Annotated in this window: 12 protein-coding genes; 7 read left to right on the top strand and 5 right to left on the bottom strand. The window is 61.8% G+C overall.

Annotated features, from left to right (window positions below; translation table 11 throughout):
• Position 1: 1 nt before the first annotated feature.
• The gene (gene clpA / locus ACK59L_RS00740) at positions 2–2,272 is read left to right on the top strand and encodes an ATP-dependent Clp protease ATP-binding subunit ClpA (protein ID WP_058603465.1); all 2,271 of its coding nucleotides are present in this window, start codon (positions 2–4) and stop codon (positions 2,270–2,272) included.
• Between the two features lie 85 nt (positions 2,273–2,357).
• Here the strand turns inward: clpA and infA are convergent, their stop codons facing one another.
• From infA to aat, 3 genes are all read right to left on the bottom strand, one after another.
• A complete protein-coding gene (infA, locus tag ACK59L_RS00735) occupies positions 2,358–2,576 on the bottom strand; it encodes a translation initiation factor IF-1 (protein WP_002553999.1) in 219 nt (72 codons plus the stop codon).
• Between the two features lie 101 nt (positions 2,577–2,677).
• Positions 2,678–3,385, bottom strand: coding sequence for an arginyltransferase (locus tag ACK59L_RS00730; protein WP_058603464.1), 708 nt, complete (start codon positions 3,383–3,385; stop codon positions 2,678–2,680).
• A 56-nt stretch (positions 3,386–3,441) separates the two neighbouring features.
• Positions 3,442–4,122 (bottom strand): leucyl/phenylalanyl-tRNA--protein transferase, encoded by a 681-nt coding sequence (gene aat / locus ACK59L_RS00725; protein WP_409271230.1) that lies wholly within the window; start codon positions 4,120–4,122, stop codon positions 3,442–3,444.
• 381 nt (positions 4,123–4,503) lie between these two features.
• On the opposite strand from aat, the gene ACK59L_RS00720 reads away from it, so the two are divergent.
• The 6 genes from ACK59L_RS00720 (at position 4,504) to cysG (ending at position 12,191) form a co-directional block, all read left to right on the top strand.
• Positions 4,504–7,095 (top strand): DNA translocase FtsK, encoded by a 2,592-nt coding sequence (locus ACK59L_RS00720; protein WP_409271295.1) that lies wholly within the window; start codon positions 4,504–4,506, stop codon positions 7,093–7,095.
• A 61-nt stretch (positions 7,096–7,156) separates the two neighbouring features.
• Positions 7,157–7,780 carry an outer membrane lipoprotein chaperone LolA gene (gene lolA / locus ACK59L_RS00715; RefSeq protein ID WP_058603462.1) on the top strand — a complete coding sequence of 208 codons (624 nt, stop codon included), beginning with the start codon at positions 7,157–7,159 and terminating at the stop codon, positions 7,778–7,780.
• A 12-nt stretch (positions 7,781–7,792) separates the two neighbouring features.
• Positions 7,793–9,118, top strand: coding sequence for a replication-associated recombination protein A (locus ACK59L_RS00710; protein WP_409271228.1), 1,326 nt, complete (start codon positions 7,793–7,795; stop codon positions 9,116–9,118).
• Positions 9,115–9,489, top strand: coding sequence for a fluoride efflux transporter CrcB (gene crcB / locus ACK59L_RS00705; RefSeq protein ID WP_027916182.1), 375 nt, complete (start codon positions 9,115–9,117; stop codon positions 9,487–9,489). The genes ACK59L_RS00710 and crcB overlap by 4 nt, the downstream gene beginning before the upstream one ends.
• 29 nt (positions 9,490–9,518) lie before the next feature.
• The gene (serS, locus tag ACK59L_RS00700) at positions 9,519–10,799 is read left to right on the top strand and encodes a serine--tRNA ligase (protein WP_100851866.1); all 1,281 of its coding nucleotides are present in this window, start codon (positions 9,519–9,521) and stop codon (positions 10,797–10,799) included.
• On the top strand, positions 10,800–12,191 hold the full coding sequence (gene cysG, locus ACK59L_RS00695; RefSeq protein WP_409271225.1) for a siroheme synthase CysG: 1,392 nt from the start codon (positions 10,800–10,802) through the stop codon (positions 12,189–12,191). It begins immediately after the preceding gene.
• Between the two features lie 99 nt (positions 12,192–12,290).
• Here cysG and ACK59L_RS00690 read toward each other — a convergent pair.
• Together ACK59L_RS00690 and ACK59L_RS00685 are read right to left on the bottom strand one after the other, a co-directional pair.
• A protein-coding gene (locus ACK59L_RS00690; RefSeq protein WP_409271223.1) for an IS3 family transposase occupies positions 12,291–13,660 on the bottom strand; the annotation gives its coding sequence in 2 pieces (ribosomal slippage) (positions 12,291–13,178 and positions 13,181–13,660; 1,368 coding nt in all).
• A 231-nt stretch (positions 13,661–13,891) separates the two neighbouring features.
• The gene (locus ACK59L_RS00685) at positions 13,892–15,217 is read right to left on the bottom strand and encodes an OprD family porin (RefSeq protein WP_409271221.1); all 1,326 of its coding nucleotides are present in this window, start codon (positions 15,215–15,217) and stop codon (positions 13,892–13,894) included.
• Positions 15,218–15,219 lie beyond the last annotated feature (2 nt).

Genomic DNA, 15,219 nt, shown 5'->3' with positions numbered 1-15,219 from the left:
TATGTTAAACCGCGAGCTCGAAGTCACCCTCAATCTTGCCTTCAAGGAGGCCCGTTCGAAGCGTCATGAGTTCATGACGGTCGAGCATCTGCTGCTGGCCCTCCTTGACAATGAGGCTGCCGCGACCGTTCTGCGCGCCTGTGGCGCCAATCTCGACAAGCTCAAGCATGACCTGCAAGAGTTCATCGATTCTACGACCCCTTTGATTCCCGTCAGCGATGAAGACCGCGAGACGCAGCCGACCCTGGGCTTCCAGCGTGTGCTGCAACGTGCGGTGTTCCATGTGCAGAGCTCCGGCAAGCGCGAGGTCACCGGTGCCAATGTGCTGGTGGCGATCTTCAGCGAACAGGAAAGCCAGGCTGTGTTCCTGCTCAAGCAGCAGAGCGTGGCCCGCATCGATGTGGTCAACTACATCGCCCACGGCATCTCCAAGGTGCCCGGCCATGGGCCGCATTCGGACAGCGACCAGGAAATGCCGGACGATGAGGGCGGTGAAACCACCTCTTCGAGCAATCCACTGGACGCCTACGCCAGCAACCTCAACGAGTTGGCCCGCGCCGGGCGTATCGACCCGTTGGTTGGACGCGAACAGGAAGTCGAGCGCGTGGCGCAAATCCTGGCTCGTCGGCGCAAGAACAACCCCCTGCTGGTAGGTGAGGCCGGCGTGGGCAAAACTGCCATTGCCGAGGGCCTGGCCAAGCGCATCGTCGACGGCCAGGTGCCTGATCTGCTGGCTCAGAGCGTGGTCTATTCCCTTGACCTGGGCGCTTTGCTGGCCGGTACCAAATACCGCGGCGACTTCGAGAAGCGCTTCAAGGCGCTGCTCGGTGAGCTGCGCAAGCGGCCACAGGCCATCCTGTTCATCGACGAAATCCATACCATCATTGGTGCCGGCGCAGCGTCTGGCGGCGTCATGGATGCCTCCAACCTGCTCAAGCCGTTGTTGTCGTCGGGCGAAATCCGTTGCATCGGTTCCACCACGTTCCAGGAATTCCGCGGGATTTTCGAGAAGGACCGGGCGCTGGCACGGCGCTTCCAGAAGGTCGATGTGAGCGAGCCTTCCGTGGAGGACACCGTTGGTATCCTGCGCGGCCTGAAAGGGCGTTTCGAAAGCCACCACAACATCGAGTACAGCGACGAAGCGCTGCGCGCAGCGGCGGAGCTGGCCTCGCGCTACATCAATGACCGGCACATGCCCGACAAGGCCATCGACGTCATCGACGAAGCCGGCGCCTACCAGCGCCTGCAGCCCGAGGCCAATCGCGTGAAGCGGATCGACGTCCCTCAAGTCGAGGACATCGTCGCCAAGATCGCCCGTATTCCACCCAAGCATGTCACCAGTTCCGACAAGGAGTTGCTGCGTAACCTGGAGCGTGATCTGAAGCTGACGGTATTCGGTCAGGACGCAGCCATCGATTCGCTCGCGACCGCCATCAAGCTGTCGCGTGCAGGGCTCAAGTCGCCTGACAAGCCTGTGGGTTCGTTCCTGTTCGCCGGCCCTACCGGCGTGGGCAAGACCGAGGCGGCGCGTCAATTGGCCAAGGCACTGGGGGTCGAGTTGGTGCGATTCGACATGTCCGAGTACATGGAGCGTCACACCGTGTCGCGCCTGATCGGTGCGCCACCTGGCTACGTCGGGTTCGACCAGGGCGGTCTGTTGACCGAGGCCATCACCAAGCAGCCGCACTGCGTGTTGCTGCTCGATGAGATCGAGAAGGCCCACCCGGAAGTCTTCAACCTGCTGCTGCAGGTCATGGACCACGGCACCCTGACCGACAACAACGGGCGCAAGGCGGACTTCCGCAACGTGATCCTGATCATGACCACCAACGCGGGTGCTGAAACCGCTGCGCGGGCGTCCATCGGCTTTACCCACCAGGACCATGCGTCCGATGCCATGGAAGTCATCCGCAAGAGCTTCACACCGGAGTTCCGCAACCGCCTGGATACCATCATCCAGTTCGGCCGCCTGAGCACCGAGACCATCAAGAGTATCGTCGACAAGTTCCTCATCGAGCTGCAGGCGCAACTTGAGGACAAGCGCGTGCTTCTGGAGGTCAGCGACGCGGCGCGTGGCTGGCTGGCGGTGTCGGGCTACGACGTGCAGATGGGTGCGCGGCCGATGGGTCGACTGATTCAGGACAAGATCAAGCGGCCCCTGGCCGAGGAGATTTTGTTCGGCGAATTGGCCGAGCACGGCGGTGTGGTGCACGTGGACCTGCGCGATGGCGAACTGGTCTTCGACTACGAGACCACTGCCGAGGTGGCCTAAGCCTCAGGGGCCGCATGCGGCCCCTTCCTTATCCACACAGGCACAAAAAAGCCCGGCACATGCCGGGCTTTTTCATGGCTGGAGCTTAGCGCGCACGGTATGTGATGCGGCCCTTGCTCAGGTCATACGGCGTCAGTTCGACGCGAACCTTGTCGCCAGTGAGAATACGGATGTAGTTCTTGCGCATCTTTCCGGAGATGTGCGCGGTTACGACGTGCCCGTTTTCCAACTCCACGCGGAACATGGTGTTGGGCAGGGTGTCGACGACAGTGCCTTCCATTTCGAAGCTGTCTTCTTTCGACATGCAGTAGAGCCCTCGGATCCAGTGTTGGCCCGACGCATAACCGCACCGGGCAAAAAAGTGGCGTGGATTATGCCCGAAAACTGTGTGTCAAGCCAATGCTTTCAGTTGAGGGCAACCCAACGCTGATTTATCAACAACTCGATAGGCCGATACTGCGTCTTGTAGTTCATTTTCTTGCAGTTCTTGATCCAGTAGCCGAGATAAACGCCGTCCAGATCAAGTCGCAACGCCTCGCCAATCTGCCAGAGGATGGCAAACCGGCCCAGGCTGCGGCGCTCTTCATCAGGCTCGTAGAAGGTGTACACGGCAGAAAGGCCATTGGGCAGCAGGTCGCAGACGGCGACTGCCAGCAGCCGGCCGCTGGCGCGAAATTCGTAGAACCAGCAGAACGGCAATTGGCGAACCAGGAACGTGGAAAACTGATCGCGGCTGGGTGGATACATGTCCCCATCAGCGTGACGCGCCTCGATGTAGCGCCGGTACAGATCGAAATACTCTTCCTTGAAGGCAGGGCGTGCAGCGGTCACCGTTACATCGGCGTTGCGCTTGAGAATTCGACGCTGCTGACGGCTGGGCACAAACCGTGCCGGCGGTATGCGCGCAGGCACGCACGCGTTGCAGTTCTGGCAATGAGGGCGATAAAGGTGATCGCCACTGCGGCGAAATCCCATCTCCGAAAGGTCGGCATACACGTTAACGTCCATTGGCTGGCTGGGATCCAGGAACAACGTGGTGGCCTGCTCGTCGGGCAGGTAGCTGCAGGTGTGGGGTTGAGTGGCATAGAACTTCAACCGCGCCAACTCTGTCATGGTCAACCCCTTCGGTGAGACTTTGCCTAAGTGTAAGCCAGGTGTGGAAAACGCGCCTAGCAAACCCAGGTGGCGGTGTTGGGCTGATCGAGGTGGCGTGCCAGGTAGCCTGCGAATTCACGCCGACTGATGGCATGGGCGCCCAGGCTCTGCAGGTGATCGGTCTGCATCTGGCAGTCGATCAGCACGAAGCCGGCTGCTTCCAGGTGCCGGACCAGCGTCACGAAGCCAACCTTCGAGGCATTGTCCGCGCGGCTGAACATGGACTCCCCGAAAAACAGCTGCCCCATGGCCAGGCCATACAGGCCGCCCACCAGCTCACCGTCCTGGCGAACTTCGACCGAATGGGCAATACCGCGTGCGTGCAGTTCACAGTAGGCCATGCGCATGGGGTCGGTGATCCAGGTGCCGTTGGTGTAATCGCGCGGCCCCGCGCAGGCTGCGATGACTGCGGCGAAGTCGGTGTCGAAGCTGACCTGGTAGCGGCCTTGGCGCATCCATTTGGCCAACGAGCGCGACACATGCAATCGAGCAGGCGCCAGCACGGTGCGCGGGTCAGGCGACCACCACAGGATCGGCTGGCCATCCTGGTACCACGGAAAGCAGCCGTGACGGTAAGCCTGGACAAGCCGCTCGGGCGTCAGGTCGCCGCCTGCGGCGAGCAGGCCGTTGGGCTCTTGCAAGGCGCGGTCCAGCGCAGGGAAAGTCAAGGAATCGCGTTTCAGCCAGGTCAACATGGTCGGTCATGCGGTAGGGGAGGGGGGTGGCCAGCATGGCGCGATGGGCAAATGGGGTCAATCGCTTGAAGGTCGCGATTGAGCGCTGCGCCAGTAATCGGGTGGCTTGTGCTGAACTGCGGGCCATGGGCAGCGCCGGTGTAGGCAGTGTCTCGCAGTGATCTGGGCAATTTCGGACACAATGCAGCTATGGCCGGCACCATCGGCGACATTTGCTGTCACACCTGTGCAAAAACACAGCATAAGCCTTTGTCACAGAAGACAATGCGTGCTCAAATTGCAGCTATTGGAAAGTCGCCCCCGGCCAGATCCCCAGACGGCGTGCCGCCATGGCGGCTGGCGGGCAGTAATGTTAAAAGTAGTGATCCGTTGGCTTCGGCCCTGGCCGATCACTATTGGACGCGCACCACGCGCAGGAATAGACGCGTTTTGAAGAAATCCACCGCAACCCCAGCTCCCTTGCCCGTGCCCCTGTGGCGGCAGCAGCTGCACTACCGTCTCAAGGAGGGTGCGCTGATCGCCGTCGGCGCCCTGTGCCTGTACCTGTGGATGGCGCTGCTGACCTACGACACCTCGGACCCGGCCTTCAGCCACACCGCCACCGTCGACCAAGTGCAGAATGCCGCCGGGCGAGCCGGCGCCTATTTCGCCGATATCCTGTTCATGGTGCTGGGCTACTTCGCCTACATCTTCCCGTTGCTGCTGGCGATCAAGACCTGGCAGATTTTCCGCCAGCGCCACCAGCCCTGGGACTGGAGCGGCTGGTTGTTCTCCTGGCGGTTGATAGGCCTGATATTCCTGGTGTTGTCCGGGGCCGCGCTGGCCCATATCCACTTCCATCCTCCGGCAAGCATCCCGTTCTCGGCCGGCGGCGCCCTGGGCGAAAGCCTGGGCGACCTGGCTCGCAACTTCCTGAACGTGCAGGGCAGCACCCTGATGTTCATCGCCCTGTTCCTGTTCGGGCTGACGGTGTTCACCGACCTGTCGTGGTTCAAGGTGATGGACATGACCGGCAAGATCACGCTGGATCTGCTGGAACTGGTGCAGGGCGCGGCCTCGCGCTGGTGGGAGGCGCGTAACGAACGCAAGCGCCTGGAAGCGCAGCTGCGCGAGGACGAGCCCGTCGTCAAGGCCAAGCCTGTGGCGCCCGAACCCCGTGAGCCGGCCAAGCCTGCACTGCGCGAACGCTTGTTCAAGCGCGAGCCTGCGCCTGCTCAGCCCGAGCCGCGCGAACCGACCCTGGGCGGTGAGCCTGTGACGATGCGCGACCCGGTTGCGCGTGAGCAAGAGGTGGTGCAGCGCGAACCTGTGATCACACGCGAACCGGCACCGGCCCGGCCTTCGGCGCCCGCGCCAGCGGTCGCGCCGGCCCTGATCTCCAACATCGTGCCGCCCTCGGCTGCCAAGGCGCCCGAGCCAGTCAAACGCATCGCCAGAGAAACCCCGGCGCCGCAATTCATCGACAGCGCAGTGGAAGGCACCTTGCCGCCGATTTCCATCCTGGACCCGGCTGAACAGAAAAAGATCGAGTATTCCCCCGAGTCCCTGGCTGGTGTTGGTCAACTGCTGGAAATCAAGCTCAAGGAGTTTGGTGTCGAGGTGGCGGTGGACTCCATTCATCCAGGGCCTGTGATTACCCGGTACGAAATCCAGCCGGCCGCCGGGGTGAAGGTCAGCCGCATCGCCAACCTTGCCAAGGACCTGGCGCGGTCGCTCGCCGTGACCAGTGTGCGGGTGGTCGAGGTGATCCCGGGCAAGACCACTGTGGGGATCGAGATTCCCAACGAGAATCGCCAGATGGTGCGCTTCTCCGAAGTACTTGCCACCCCGCAGTACGACGAACAGAAGTCGCCGGTCACCCTGGCCCTGGGCCACGATATCGGCGGCAAGCCGGTCATCACCGACCTTGCGAAGATGCCGCACTTGCTGGTGGCGGGTACGACCGGCTCGGGTAAGTCGGTGGGCGTGAACGCGATGATCCTGTCGATCCTGTTCAAATCCAGCCCCGAAGATGCACGGCTGATCATGATCGACCCGAAAATGCTCGAATTGTCGATCTACGAAGGCATTCCGCACTTGTTGTGCCCCGTGGTCACCGACATGAAGGACGCGGCCAATGCCCTGCGCTGGAGCGTGGCGGAAATGGAGCGGCGCTACAAACTGATGGCCGCCATGGGCGTGCGCAACCTGGCGGGCTTCAACCGCAAGGTCAAGGATGCCCAGGAAGCCGGCGAAATCATCCACGACCCGCTGTATCGCCGCGAAAGCATGGAGGATGAACCGCCTGCCTTGAAGACGCTGCCGACCATCGTGGTGGTGGTGGACGAATTCGCCGACATGATGATGATCGTCGGCAAGAAGGTCGAGGAACTGATCGCGCGCATCGCGCAGAAGGCGCGGGCTGCCGGTATCCACTTGATCCTGGCGACCCAGCGACCGTCGGTGGATGTGATCACCGGCCTGATCAAGGCCAACATCCCGACGCGCATGGCGTTCCAGGTGTCGAGCAAGATCGACTCGCGTACCATCATCGACCAGGGCGGTGCCGAGCAGCTGCTGGGCCACGGTGACATGCTGTACATGCCGCCTGGCACCAGCCTGCCGATCCGTGTCCACGGCGCATTCGTGTCCGATGACGAAGTGCACCGTGTGGTCGAGGCGTGGAAGCAGCGCGGTGCCCCTGACTACAACGACGACATCCTCAACGGTGTTGAAGAAGCCGGCAGCGGCTTCGAAGGTGGCAGTGGCGGTGGTGATGGCGACGATTCCGAAAGCGATGCCCTGTACGACGAAGCCGTACAGTTCGTGCTCGAGAGCCGCCGCGCGTCCATTTCCGCCGTGCAGCGCAAGCTCAAGATCGGCTACAACCGGGCGGCCCGCATGATCGAAGCCATGGAGATGGCCGGTGTGGTCACTCCGATGAACAGCAACGGCTCGCGGGAAGTGATTGCTCCAGGCGGCCCACGCGATTGATATCACCCTGCCGGGCGCCAACGGTGGTGCTCGGCCCATTCAACGCTCAATGAGGATTCCCATGCGCGCTATTCGCATGCTGTTGGTTTCGGCCCTTGCCCTGGGCCCGGTCTCGGCGTTCGCCGGCGAGCAGGACGTCCAGCGCCTGACCCAGTTGCTGGAAAAGTCGCAGACCATCGAAGCCAATTTCTCCCAGCTGACCCTGGATGCAGGCGGCACCAGCCTGCAGGAAACGTCCGGCAAGATGACGGTCAAGCGCCCAGGCCTGTTCTACTGGCACACCAATGCGCCCCAGGAGCAGGTGGTGGTATCGGACGGCAAGAACGTCACCCTGTGGGACCCAGATCTTGAGCAGGCTACCGTCAAGAAACTCGACGTGCGCCTGAACCAGACGCCGGCGCTGCTGCTTTCCGGTGATGTGTCGAAGATCAGCCAGAGCTTCGATATCGTCTCCCGTCAGCAGGGCGATGTGATGGACTTTACCCTCAAGCCCAAGACCAAGGACACCCTGTTCGACTCGCTGCGTGTATCGTTCCGCAAGGGGCTGATCAATGACATGCAGCTGATCGACAGCGTTGGCCAGCGTACCAACATCCTGTTCAATGGCGTCAAGGCCAACCAGGCGGTGGCGGACAGTACCTTCAAGTTCGACATCCCCAAAGGTGCAGACGTCATCAAGGAGTAACCAGAGCCTGTCATGGACCTGTTTCGAAGCGAACCTGTCGCCCAGCCCCTGGCCGCCCGTCTGCGCCCGTCCAACCTGGACGAGTATGTCGGCCAGGAGCACCTGCTTGCCCGCGGTAAACCGCTGCGTGAAGCACTGGAGCAAGGTGCGCTGCACTCCATGATCTTCTGGGGCCCGCCGGGGGTTGGCAAGACGACCCTGGCGCGGCTGCTGGCGCAATTTTGCGATGCGCATTTCGAAACGGTGTCGGCGGTACTGGCGGGCGTGAAGGAAATCCGCCAGGCGGTGGAAGTGGCCAAGCAGCAGGCCGGCCAGTACGGGCGTCGTACCATCCTGTTCGTCGACGAAGTGCACCGTTTCAACAAGTCTCAGCAGGATGCCTTCCTGCCTTTCGTGGAAGACGGCACCTTGCTGTTCATCGGGGCTACCACCGAAAACCCGTCCTTCGAACTGAACAACGCGCTATTGTCACGGGCGCGTGTCTACGTGCTCAAGAGCCTGGACGAGCCTGCGCTGCGCAAGCTTGTAGACCGCGCCCTCACCGAGGAGCGGGGGCTAGGCAAACGTCACTTGCGCGTTGGCGACAAGGCCTTCGACATGCTCAGGGCCGCCGCCGATGGTGACGGAAGGCGCATGCTCAACTTCCTGGAAAATGCTGCTGACCTGGCCGAGGACGGCAGTGAGATCGACGTCGATCTGCTGCAAAGCCTGCTAGGAGACAGCCGTCGCCGGTTCGACAAGGGCGGGGAAGCATTCTATGACCAGATATCGGCGTTGCATAAATCCGTCCGGGGTTCGGACCCTGACGCGGCGCTCTACTGGTTTGCGCGCATGCTCGATGGCGGCTGCGACCCCCTCTACATTGCGCGCCGGGTGGTGCGCATGGCCAGCGAAGACATTGGTAACGCCGACCCCCGCGCCTTGAGCCTGTGCCTGGCAGCCTGGGACGTGCAGGAGCGGCTGGGCAGCCCTGAAGGTGAGCTGGCAGTGGCACAGGCCATCACCTACATTGCCTGCGCCCCGAAGAGCAACGCCGTTTACGTCGGTTTCAAGACTGCCCTGCGCGAGGCGGCCGAGCATGGTTCGCTGGAGGTGCCGCTGCACCTGCGCAATGCGCCAACCAAACTCATGAAACAGCTGGGTTACGGCGATGAGTATCGCTATGCCCACGACGAACCGGATGCCTACGCAGCCGGTGAAGACTACTTTCCCGAAGCGCTGGAGCCACGCCAGTATTACCAACCCGTGCCGCGCGGGCTCGAGCTCAAGATTGGCGAAAAACTCCGGCACTTGGCCGATCTTGATCGCAGTAGCCCGCGACAGCGGAGAAAGCTATGATCACGCTGATCGCCGCCGTCAGTGCCGGCGGTATCGCCGGTACCCTGTTGCGCTTTGCCGCAGGCAATTGGGTGGTCGCCCACTGGCCGCGGCACTTCTATATAGGTACGCTTGCCGTCAACCTGGTGGGCTGCTTGTTGATCGGCCTGCTGTATGGCCTGTTTCTGCACAAACCCATGGTCCCGGCCGAGTTGCGGGCTGGTTTGATCGTGGGGTTTCTGGGCGGCCTGACCACGTTTTCCTCTTTTTCGCTGGACACCGTACGCTTGCTGGAAAGCGGGCAGGTGCCTCTGGCGTTGGGCTATTCGGCCATCAGTGTCGTGGGCGGGCTGCTCGCGACCTGGGCAGGATTGTCCCTCACTCGATTCTGACCAACACCTACACATAACGAGAGAACGATATGCTCGATTCCAAACTGTTACGCGGCCAACTTCAGGAAGTGGCGGATCGCCTGGCCTCCCGTGGCTTCAGCCTGGATGTCGCGCGCATCGAATCACTGGAAGAGCGCCGCAAGGCGGTGCAGACCCGTACCGAGCAACTGCAGGCCGAGCGTAATGCCCGTTCCAAATCCATCGGCCAGGCCAAGGCCAAGGGCGAGGACATTGCCCCGCTGATGGCTGATGTGGAGCGCATGGCCAATGAGCTGGCCGCCGGCAAAACCGAGCTGGACGGTATCCAGGCAGAACTGGACAGCATCGTGCTGACCATTCCCAACCTGCCCGATCCCAGTGTGCCGGTCGGTGCCAGCGAAGACGAGAACGTCGAAGTGCGTCGCTGGGGCACGCCCAAGTCGTTCGATTTCGAGATCAAGGACCACGTCGCCCTGGGCGAACTCAGCGGCGGGCTGGACTTCGAAGCGGCGGCCAAGCTGTCTGGCGCGCGTTTTGCCGTACTGCGCGGCCCAATCGCACGCCTGCACCGCGCACTGGCGCAGTTCATGATCAACCTGCACACCGGTGAGCATGGCTACGAAGAGCACTACACCCCGTACCTGGTGCAGGCGCCAGCCCTCCAGGGCACTGGCCAGTTGCCCAAGTTCGAGGAAGACCTGTTCAAGATCACCCGCGAAGGCGAGGCGGACTTCTACCTGATACCGACCGCCGAGGTGTCGCTGACCAACCTGGTGGCTGGGGAAATTCTCGACGCCAAGCAACTGCCGCTCAAGTTCGTGGCGCACACGCCGTGCTTTCGCAGTGAAGCCGGTGCTTCGGGCCGAGACACGCGCGGCATGATCCGCCAGCACCAGTTCGACAAGGTCGAGATGGTGCAGGTGGTGGAGCCTGGCAAGTCGATGGAAGCGCTCGAAGGCCTGACGGCCAATGCCGAGCGTGTGCTGCAACTGCTCGAGCTGCCGTACCGCGTATTGGCACTGTGCACCGGTGACATGGGCTTTAGCGCCGTCAAGACCTTTGACCTGGAAGTGTGGGTGCCCAGCCAGGACAAATACCGCGAGATCAGCTCGTGCTCCAACTGCGGCGACTTCCAGGCCCGCCGCATGCAAGCGCGCTGGCGCAACCCGGAAACCGGCAAGCCGGAACTGGTGCACACCCTCAACGGTTCCGGTTTGGCCGTGGGCCGCACGTTGGTCGCGGTGCTGGAAAACTACCAGCAGGCCGACGGCTCGATCCGGGTGCCCGAAGTGCTCAAGCCCTATATGGGTGGCGTTGAGGTGATCCGCTAAATGGACTACCTGCCGCTGTTCCACAAACTGCAGGGCGCCTTGGTGCTGGTGGTTGGTGGTGGCGAGATCGCGTTGCGCAAGGCGCGTCTTTTGGCTGATGCTGGCGCCGCGCTGCGTGTGGTGGCGCCAGAAATCGATGGCCAGCTGGCCAGCATGGCGCGTGAAGGCGGTGGCCAGGTGCTGGTGCGCGGTTACCTGCCGGGTGACCTCACAGGTTGCCGACTGGTGATCGCCGCCACGGACGATCCGGGGCTCAACGCCCAGGTATCGGCCGATGCCCAGGCCCTGAGCCTGCCGGTCAACGTGGTCGATGCGCCGGCATTGTGCACGGTCATCTTCCCGGCCATCGTCGACCGCTCGCCTTTGGTGATCGCGGTGTCCAGCGGGGGCGATGCCCCGGTCCTGGCACGCTTGATCCGGGCCAAGCTCGAAGCCTGGATCCCTGCTGCCTACGGTGAGTTGGCCGGGTTGGCGGCGCGTTTCCGGCACACGGTCAAGTCGTTGTACCCGGATGTAAACCAGCGCCGGGGTTTCTGGGAGACCGTCTTCCAGGGGCCGATTGCCGAACGCCAACTGGCTGGGCAGGGCGCAGAGGCCGAGCGGTTGCTGCAGGCGATGGTCGATGGCGCGCCGGTGCAGCAGGGCGGCGAAGTCTACCTGGTCGGTGCTGGCCCGGGAGACCCGGACCTGCTGACGTTCCGCGCGCTGCGGTTGATGCAGCAGGCCGATGTGGTGCTGTACGACCGCCTGGTGGCGCCTGCGATCATCGACATGTGCCGTCGGGATGCCGAGCGCATTTATGTCGGCAAGCGTCGTGCAGAGCACGCCGTTCCCCAGGATCAGATCAACCGGCTATTGGTGGACCTTGCCCAGCAAGGCAAACGCGTGCTGCGTCTGAAGGGCGGTGATCCGTTCATCTTCGGCCGTGGCGGCGAGGAGATCGAGGAGCTGGCCGAGCACAACATCCCGTTCCAGGTGGTGCCGGGTATCACCGCTGCCAGCGGTTGTGCCGCTTACGGCGGCATCCCGCTGACCCACCGCGATCATGCCCAGTCGGTGCGCTTTGTCACCGGGCACTTGAAGGACGGTAGCAGCAACCTGCCTTGGGACGACTTGGTCGCGCCTGCCCAGACGCTGGTGTTCTACATGGGCCTGGTCGGCTTGCCGACCATCTGCGAAGAACTCATCCGCCACGGGCGGGCAGCGAGCACGCCGGCCGCGTTGATCCAACAAGGCACGACGCGCAACCAGCGTGTGTTCACCGGCACCTTGGCCGATTTGCCTGCGCTGGTTGCACGCCATGAAGTGCATGCGCCTACCTTGGTGATCGTGGGCGAGGTGGTGCAACTGCGCGAGAAGCTGGCGTGGTTCGAGGGGGCACAGCACGGCTGACAGTCTGCGGACGCTTTGAGGGGGGGAGTAAGGCAGTTGACCCTCAAGCCTGCAGATCTAATGCAGCCCTGAGCTGCGCCCCAAATGTTGGACAGTTGGTTAGCCTATCTCAGCCTGGGTCCTGTAAGCCACAGGGCTCAGGCCGTTGAGCTTCATTTTGATTCGATCATGGTTGTAATAATGGATGTCTTCATCCAACCCCGCCTTAAGCTCAGCAACGCTTGCGAAGCGCTCACGGTGGAAGTACTCCGATTTGAGCGTCCCAAAAAAGCTTTCCATCGCCGCGTTGTCCAGGCAGTTGCCCTTGCGTGACATGCTCTGTTCAAGCCCTGCTTCTTTCAACCGCTTGCAGTAGTCAGGGTATCGATAATGCCAGCCTTGATCTGAGTGCAAGAGCGGTCGGCTGTTGGCTGGGAGCTTATTGATCGCTATCTCCAACATTTCGCCTACCAAGGTAAATCGGGGTCGGGAGTCGGTACGATAAGCAACGATCTCGCCGTTATAAAGATCCATGATCGGAGAAAGGTACAGCTTCTCACCTGCCACTTTGAACTCGGTAACATCCGTTACCCACTTTTGATTTGGCTGGTCTGCGCGGAAGTCGCGCTTAAGGATGTTGGGGGCGGCTTCGCCCATTAGCCCCCGATAAGATTTGTACTTCTTGGGGCGCACTGTACATTTCAGGTCCAGTTCGGCCATCAGACGACGTACCTTCTTACTGTTAACCGATTGCCCTTCGCTACGCAGCGTAGAGGTGACTCGCCGATACCCGTAGCGGCCGCGATGCCGGTGGCTGATGTCTTGTATCAACGTTTTGAGCGAGGCACACCGATCCCCAGCCTCGAGCACGCCGAGCTGGTAATAATAAGTGCTGCGCGACAAATGAGCTGCTTTGAGCAGCCAGGCAAGGGGGTAAAGCTTACGTAGCGCCGCGACTAGCCGGGTTTTTTCCTGGCTATCTTCTTCCTCGCCTTCTCCTCGTCTAGCTCCTCGAGCTTTTTTAGATAGGCGTTCTCCGCTTCGAGCTGGGCTAGCCTTGTCAGCAACTGCTCACGAGTGAGTTGTTCAGTAGGCGTGGATGAAACGTCTTCAGACTTGCGGGGTGCTTTAGGCATCGCGGTAATCACTGGCTTCTTACGGGACGGTCGGGGTTGATGTCCGCCACTGTAATACTGTTCCTCCCAACTGCGAACCAGTGTGGAATTGCCTAGGTTGTAAAGCGCTGACGTGGCGCGCAACGAAAGGTCTTCACGCCATTTATGATGAAGAACGGCGAGTTTGAACTCGGCGCTGTAATGGCGGCCTGTTTTCTCCAGACTGGCCTGACCGTGCGTACGGTAGGCCACGACCCAGCGACGAAGGAGCGTCGGATCCATTTGGAACTGCGCAGCAACATGGCGAAAGCCATACCCGCGATCAAGAAAGGCCTGAATGGCTGACAGCTTAAACTGCTTTGAATACTTGCGCATAAAAACCCCAAAAGTGGACGGGTGTCCAACATTTGGGGCGCAGCTCACCCCCCTGTGGGAGCGGCCCTTGCGCCGCGATGGGCCGCAAAGCGGCCCCGGCAACGTTAGCGGCGACGCTGAAATCCTGGGGCCGCTTCGCGCCCCATCGCGGCGCGAGGCCGCTCCCACACAAGGCTGAGCACACACAAGGCTGGGCACACACAAGGCTGCGTGAACACGGACATCCGTGCCCTAGAACAATGGCACGGTGTAGCTGACGGTCACCCGGTTCTGATCCTGTGCCCACTCGCTGGGCAACCCACTGCGCAGCATGCCGTTGCGCCAGCTCAAGCCCAGCCCCTTGAGCGCACCGTCCTGCACCACATAGTCCAGGGCGATGTCACGTTCCCATTCCTTTTCGTCACCGCCGGCAGCGGTGCGGATGTGCGTGCCCTTGAGGTAGGTGAGCGAGGCAATCAGGCCGGGCATGCCCAATGCCGCAAAGTTGTAGCTGTATTGGCCGAAGGTGGTGCGTTCACCTGCACGGGTGAAACTGGTCACCAGCCGATCGGTGAACAGATACAGGCTCGAACCAGCTGCGCCTTCGCCTGTATTGCCCTGGTTGATCTGCACGAAGTTGCCACTGTCCGAGACCCGCTGATGGCCAAGTAAGACCGAGTGGCCACCTATGGCGTAGGTGAACATGGCACTCCAGGTATCATTGTCGATTTTGCCTGCGGTATCGCCCAGGCCGGTGACGCGATACCCTGCCGCGCGCCCGCTGGCTGAGTCGTTGCGTCCATCCGCGTCGGTCTTGAAGTAGCGCAGGTCGGTGGTCAGCGACTGGTTGTCGCTCAGGGCCCAGGTGTGCACGAGCCCCGCGAAATGCTGGACATAGTAATCCTCCAGCTGGGCGCCGTAATATTGCAGCTTCAAGGCGGGGGTGAGCTGGTAATCGGCCCCGGCAAACACAAACGCATTACTCTCGCGTGTACCCCCCGCCACGGCCAGGCCTGAGCGGTTGGTCGAGCCCCGGCCGGTGGTATGCTCCAGGCGGCCTCCGATCAGGGTCAGGCCATCGATTTCTTTTGAGGTGACGATCCCGCCTTCGAAGGTCTGCGGTAGCAAGCGCCCATCGTTGGCCACCAGAATCGGCAGTTTCGGTTGCAGCGTACCGTAGCGTGCCTCGGTCTGGGAAAAACGGACCTTGCCGGTCAAGCCCAGGCGACTCCATTCGTCCACCGCGCTGCCATCGCTGGCATCCGGAATCATCGAACTGCCTCGGTGATTGCCTGCACCGCCATCCAGGCGTAGGCCCAGCAAGCCGAGGGCGTCAACGCCGAACCCCACGGTGCCGTCGGTGAAACCGGACTTGTAGTCGAACATGAAACCCTGCGCCCATTCGGCCGTCTTGCTCTGGCCGGCAGGGCCGGGGCGGTCGCGGTAATCGTTGTTGAAATAGTAGTTGCGCAGGTGCAGGTTGGCTTTGCCGTCCTCGATGAAGGCCGCCTTGGCAGCCGGAACGGCCAGGGTGGTCAAGGTGAGTAGGTACAGGGGCACGTAGGGCTTTCTTGTCATTG

Origin of the sequence: Pseudomonas sp. KCJK9111, assembly GCF_046231935.1 — a bacterium.
GTDB lineage: Bacteria > Pseudomonadota > Gammaproteobacteria > Pseudomonadales > Pseudomonadaceae > Aquipseudomonas > Aquipseudomonas parafulva_B.
Note: the sequence above shows the minus strand (reverse complement) of the source record. Positions and strands in the feature narration are given on the sequence as shown.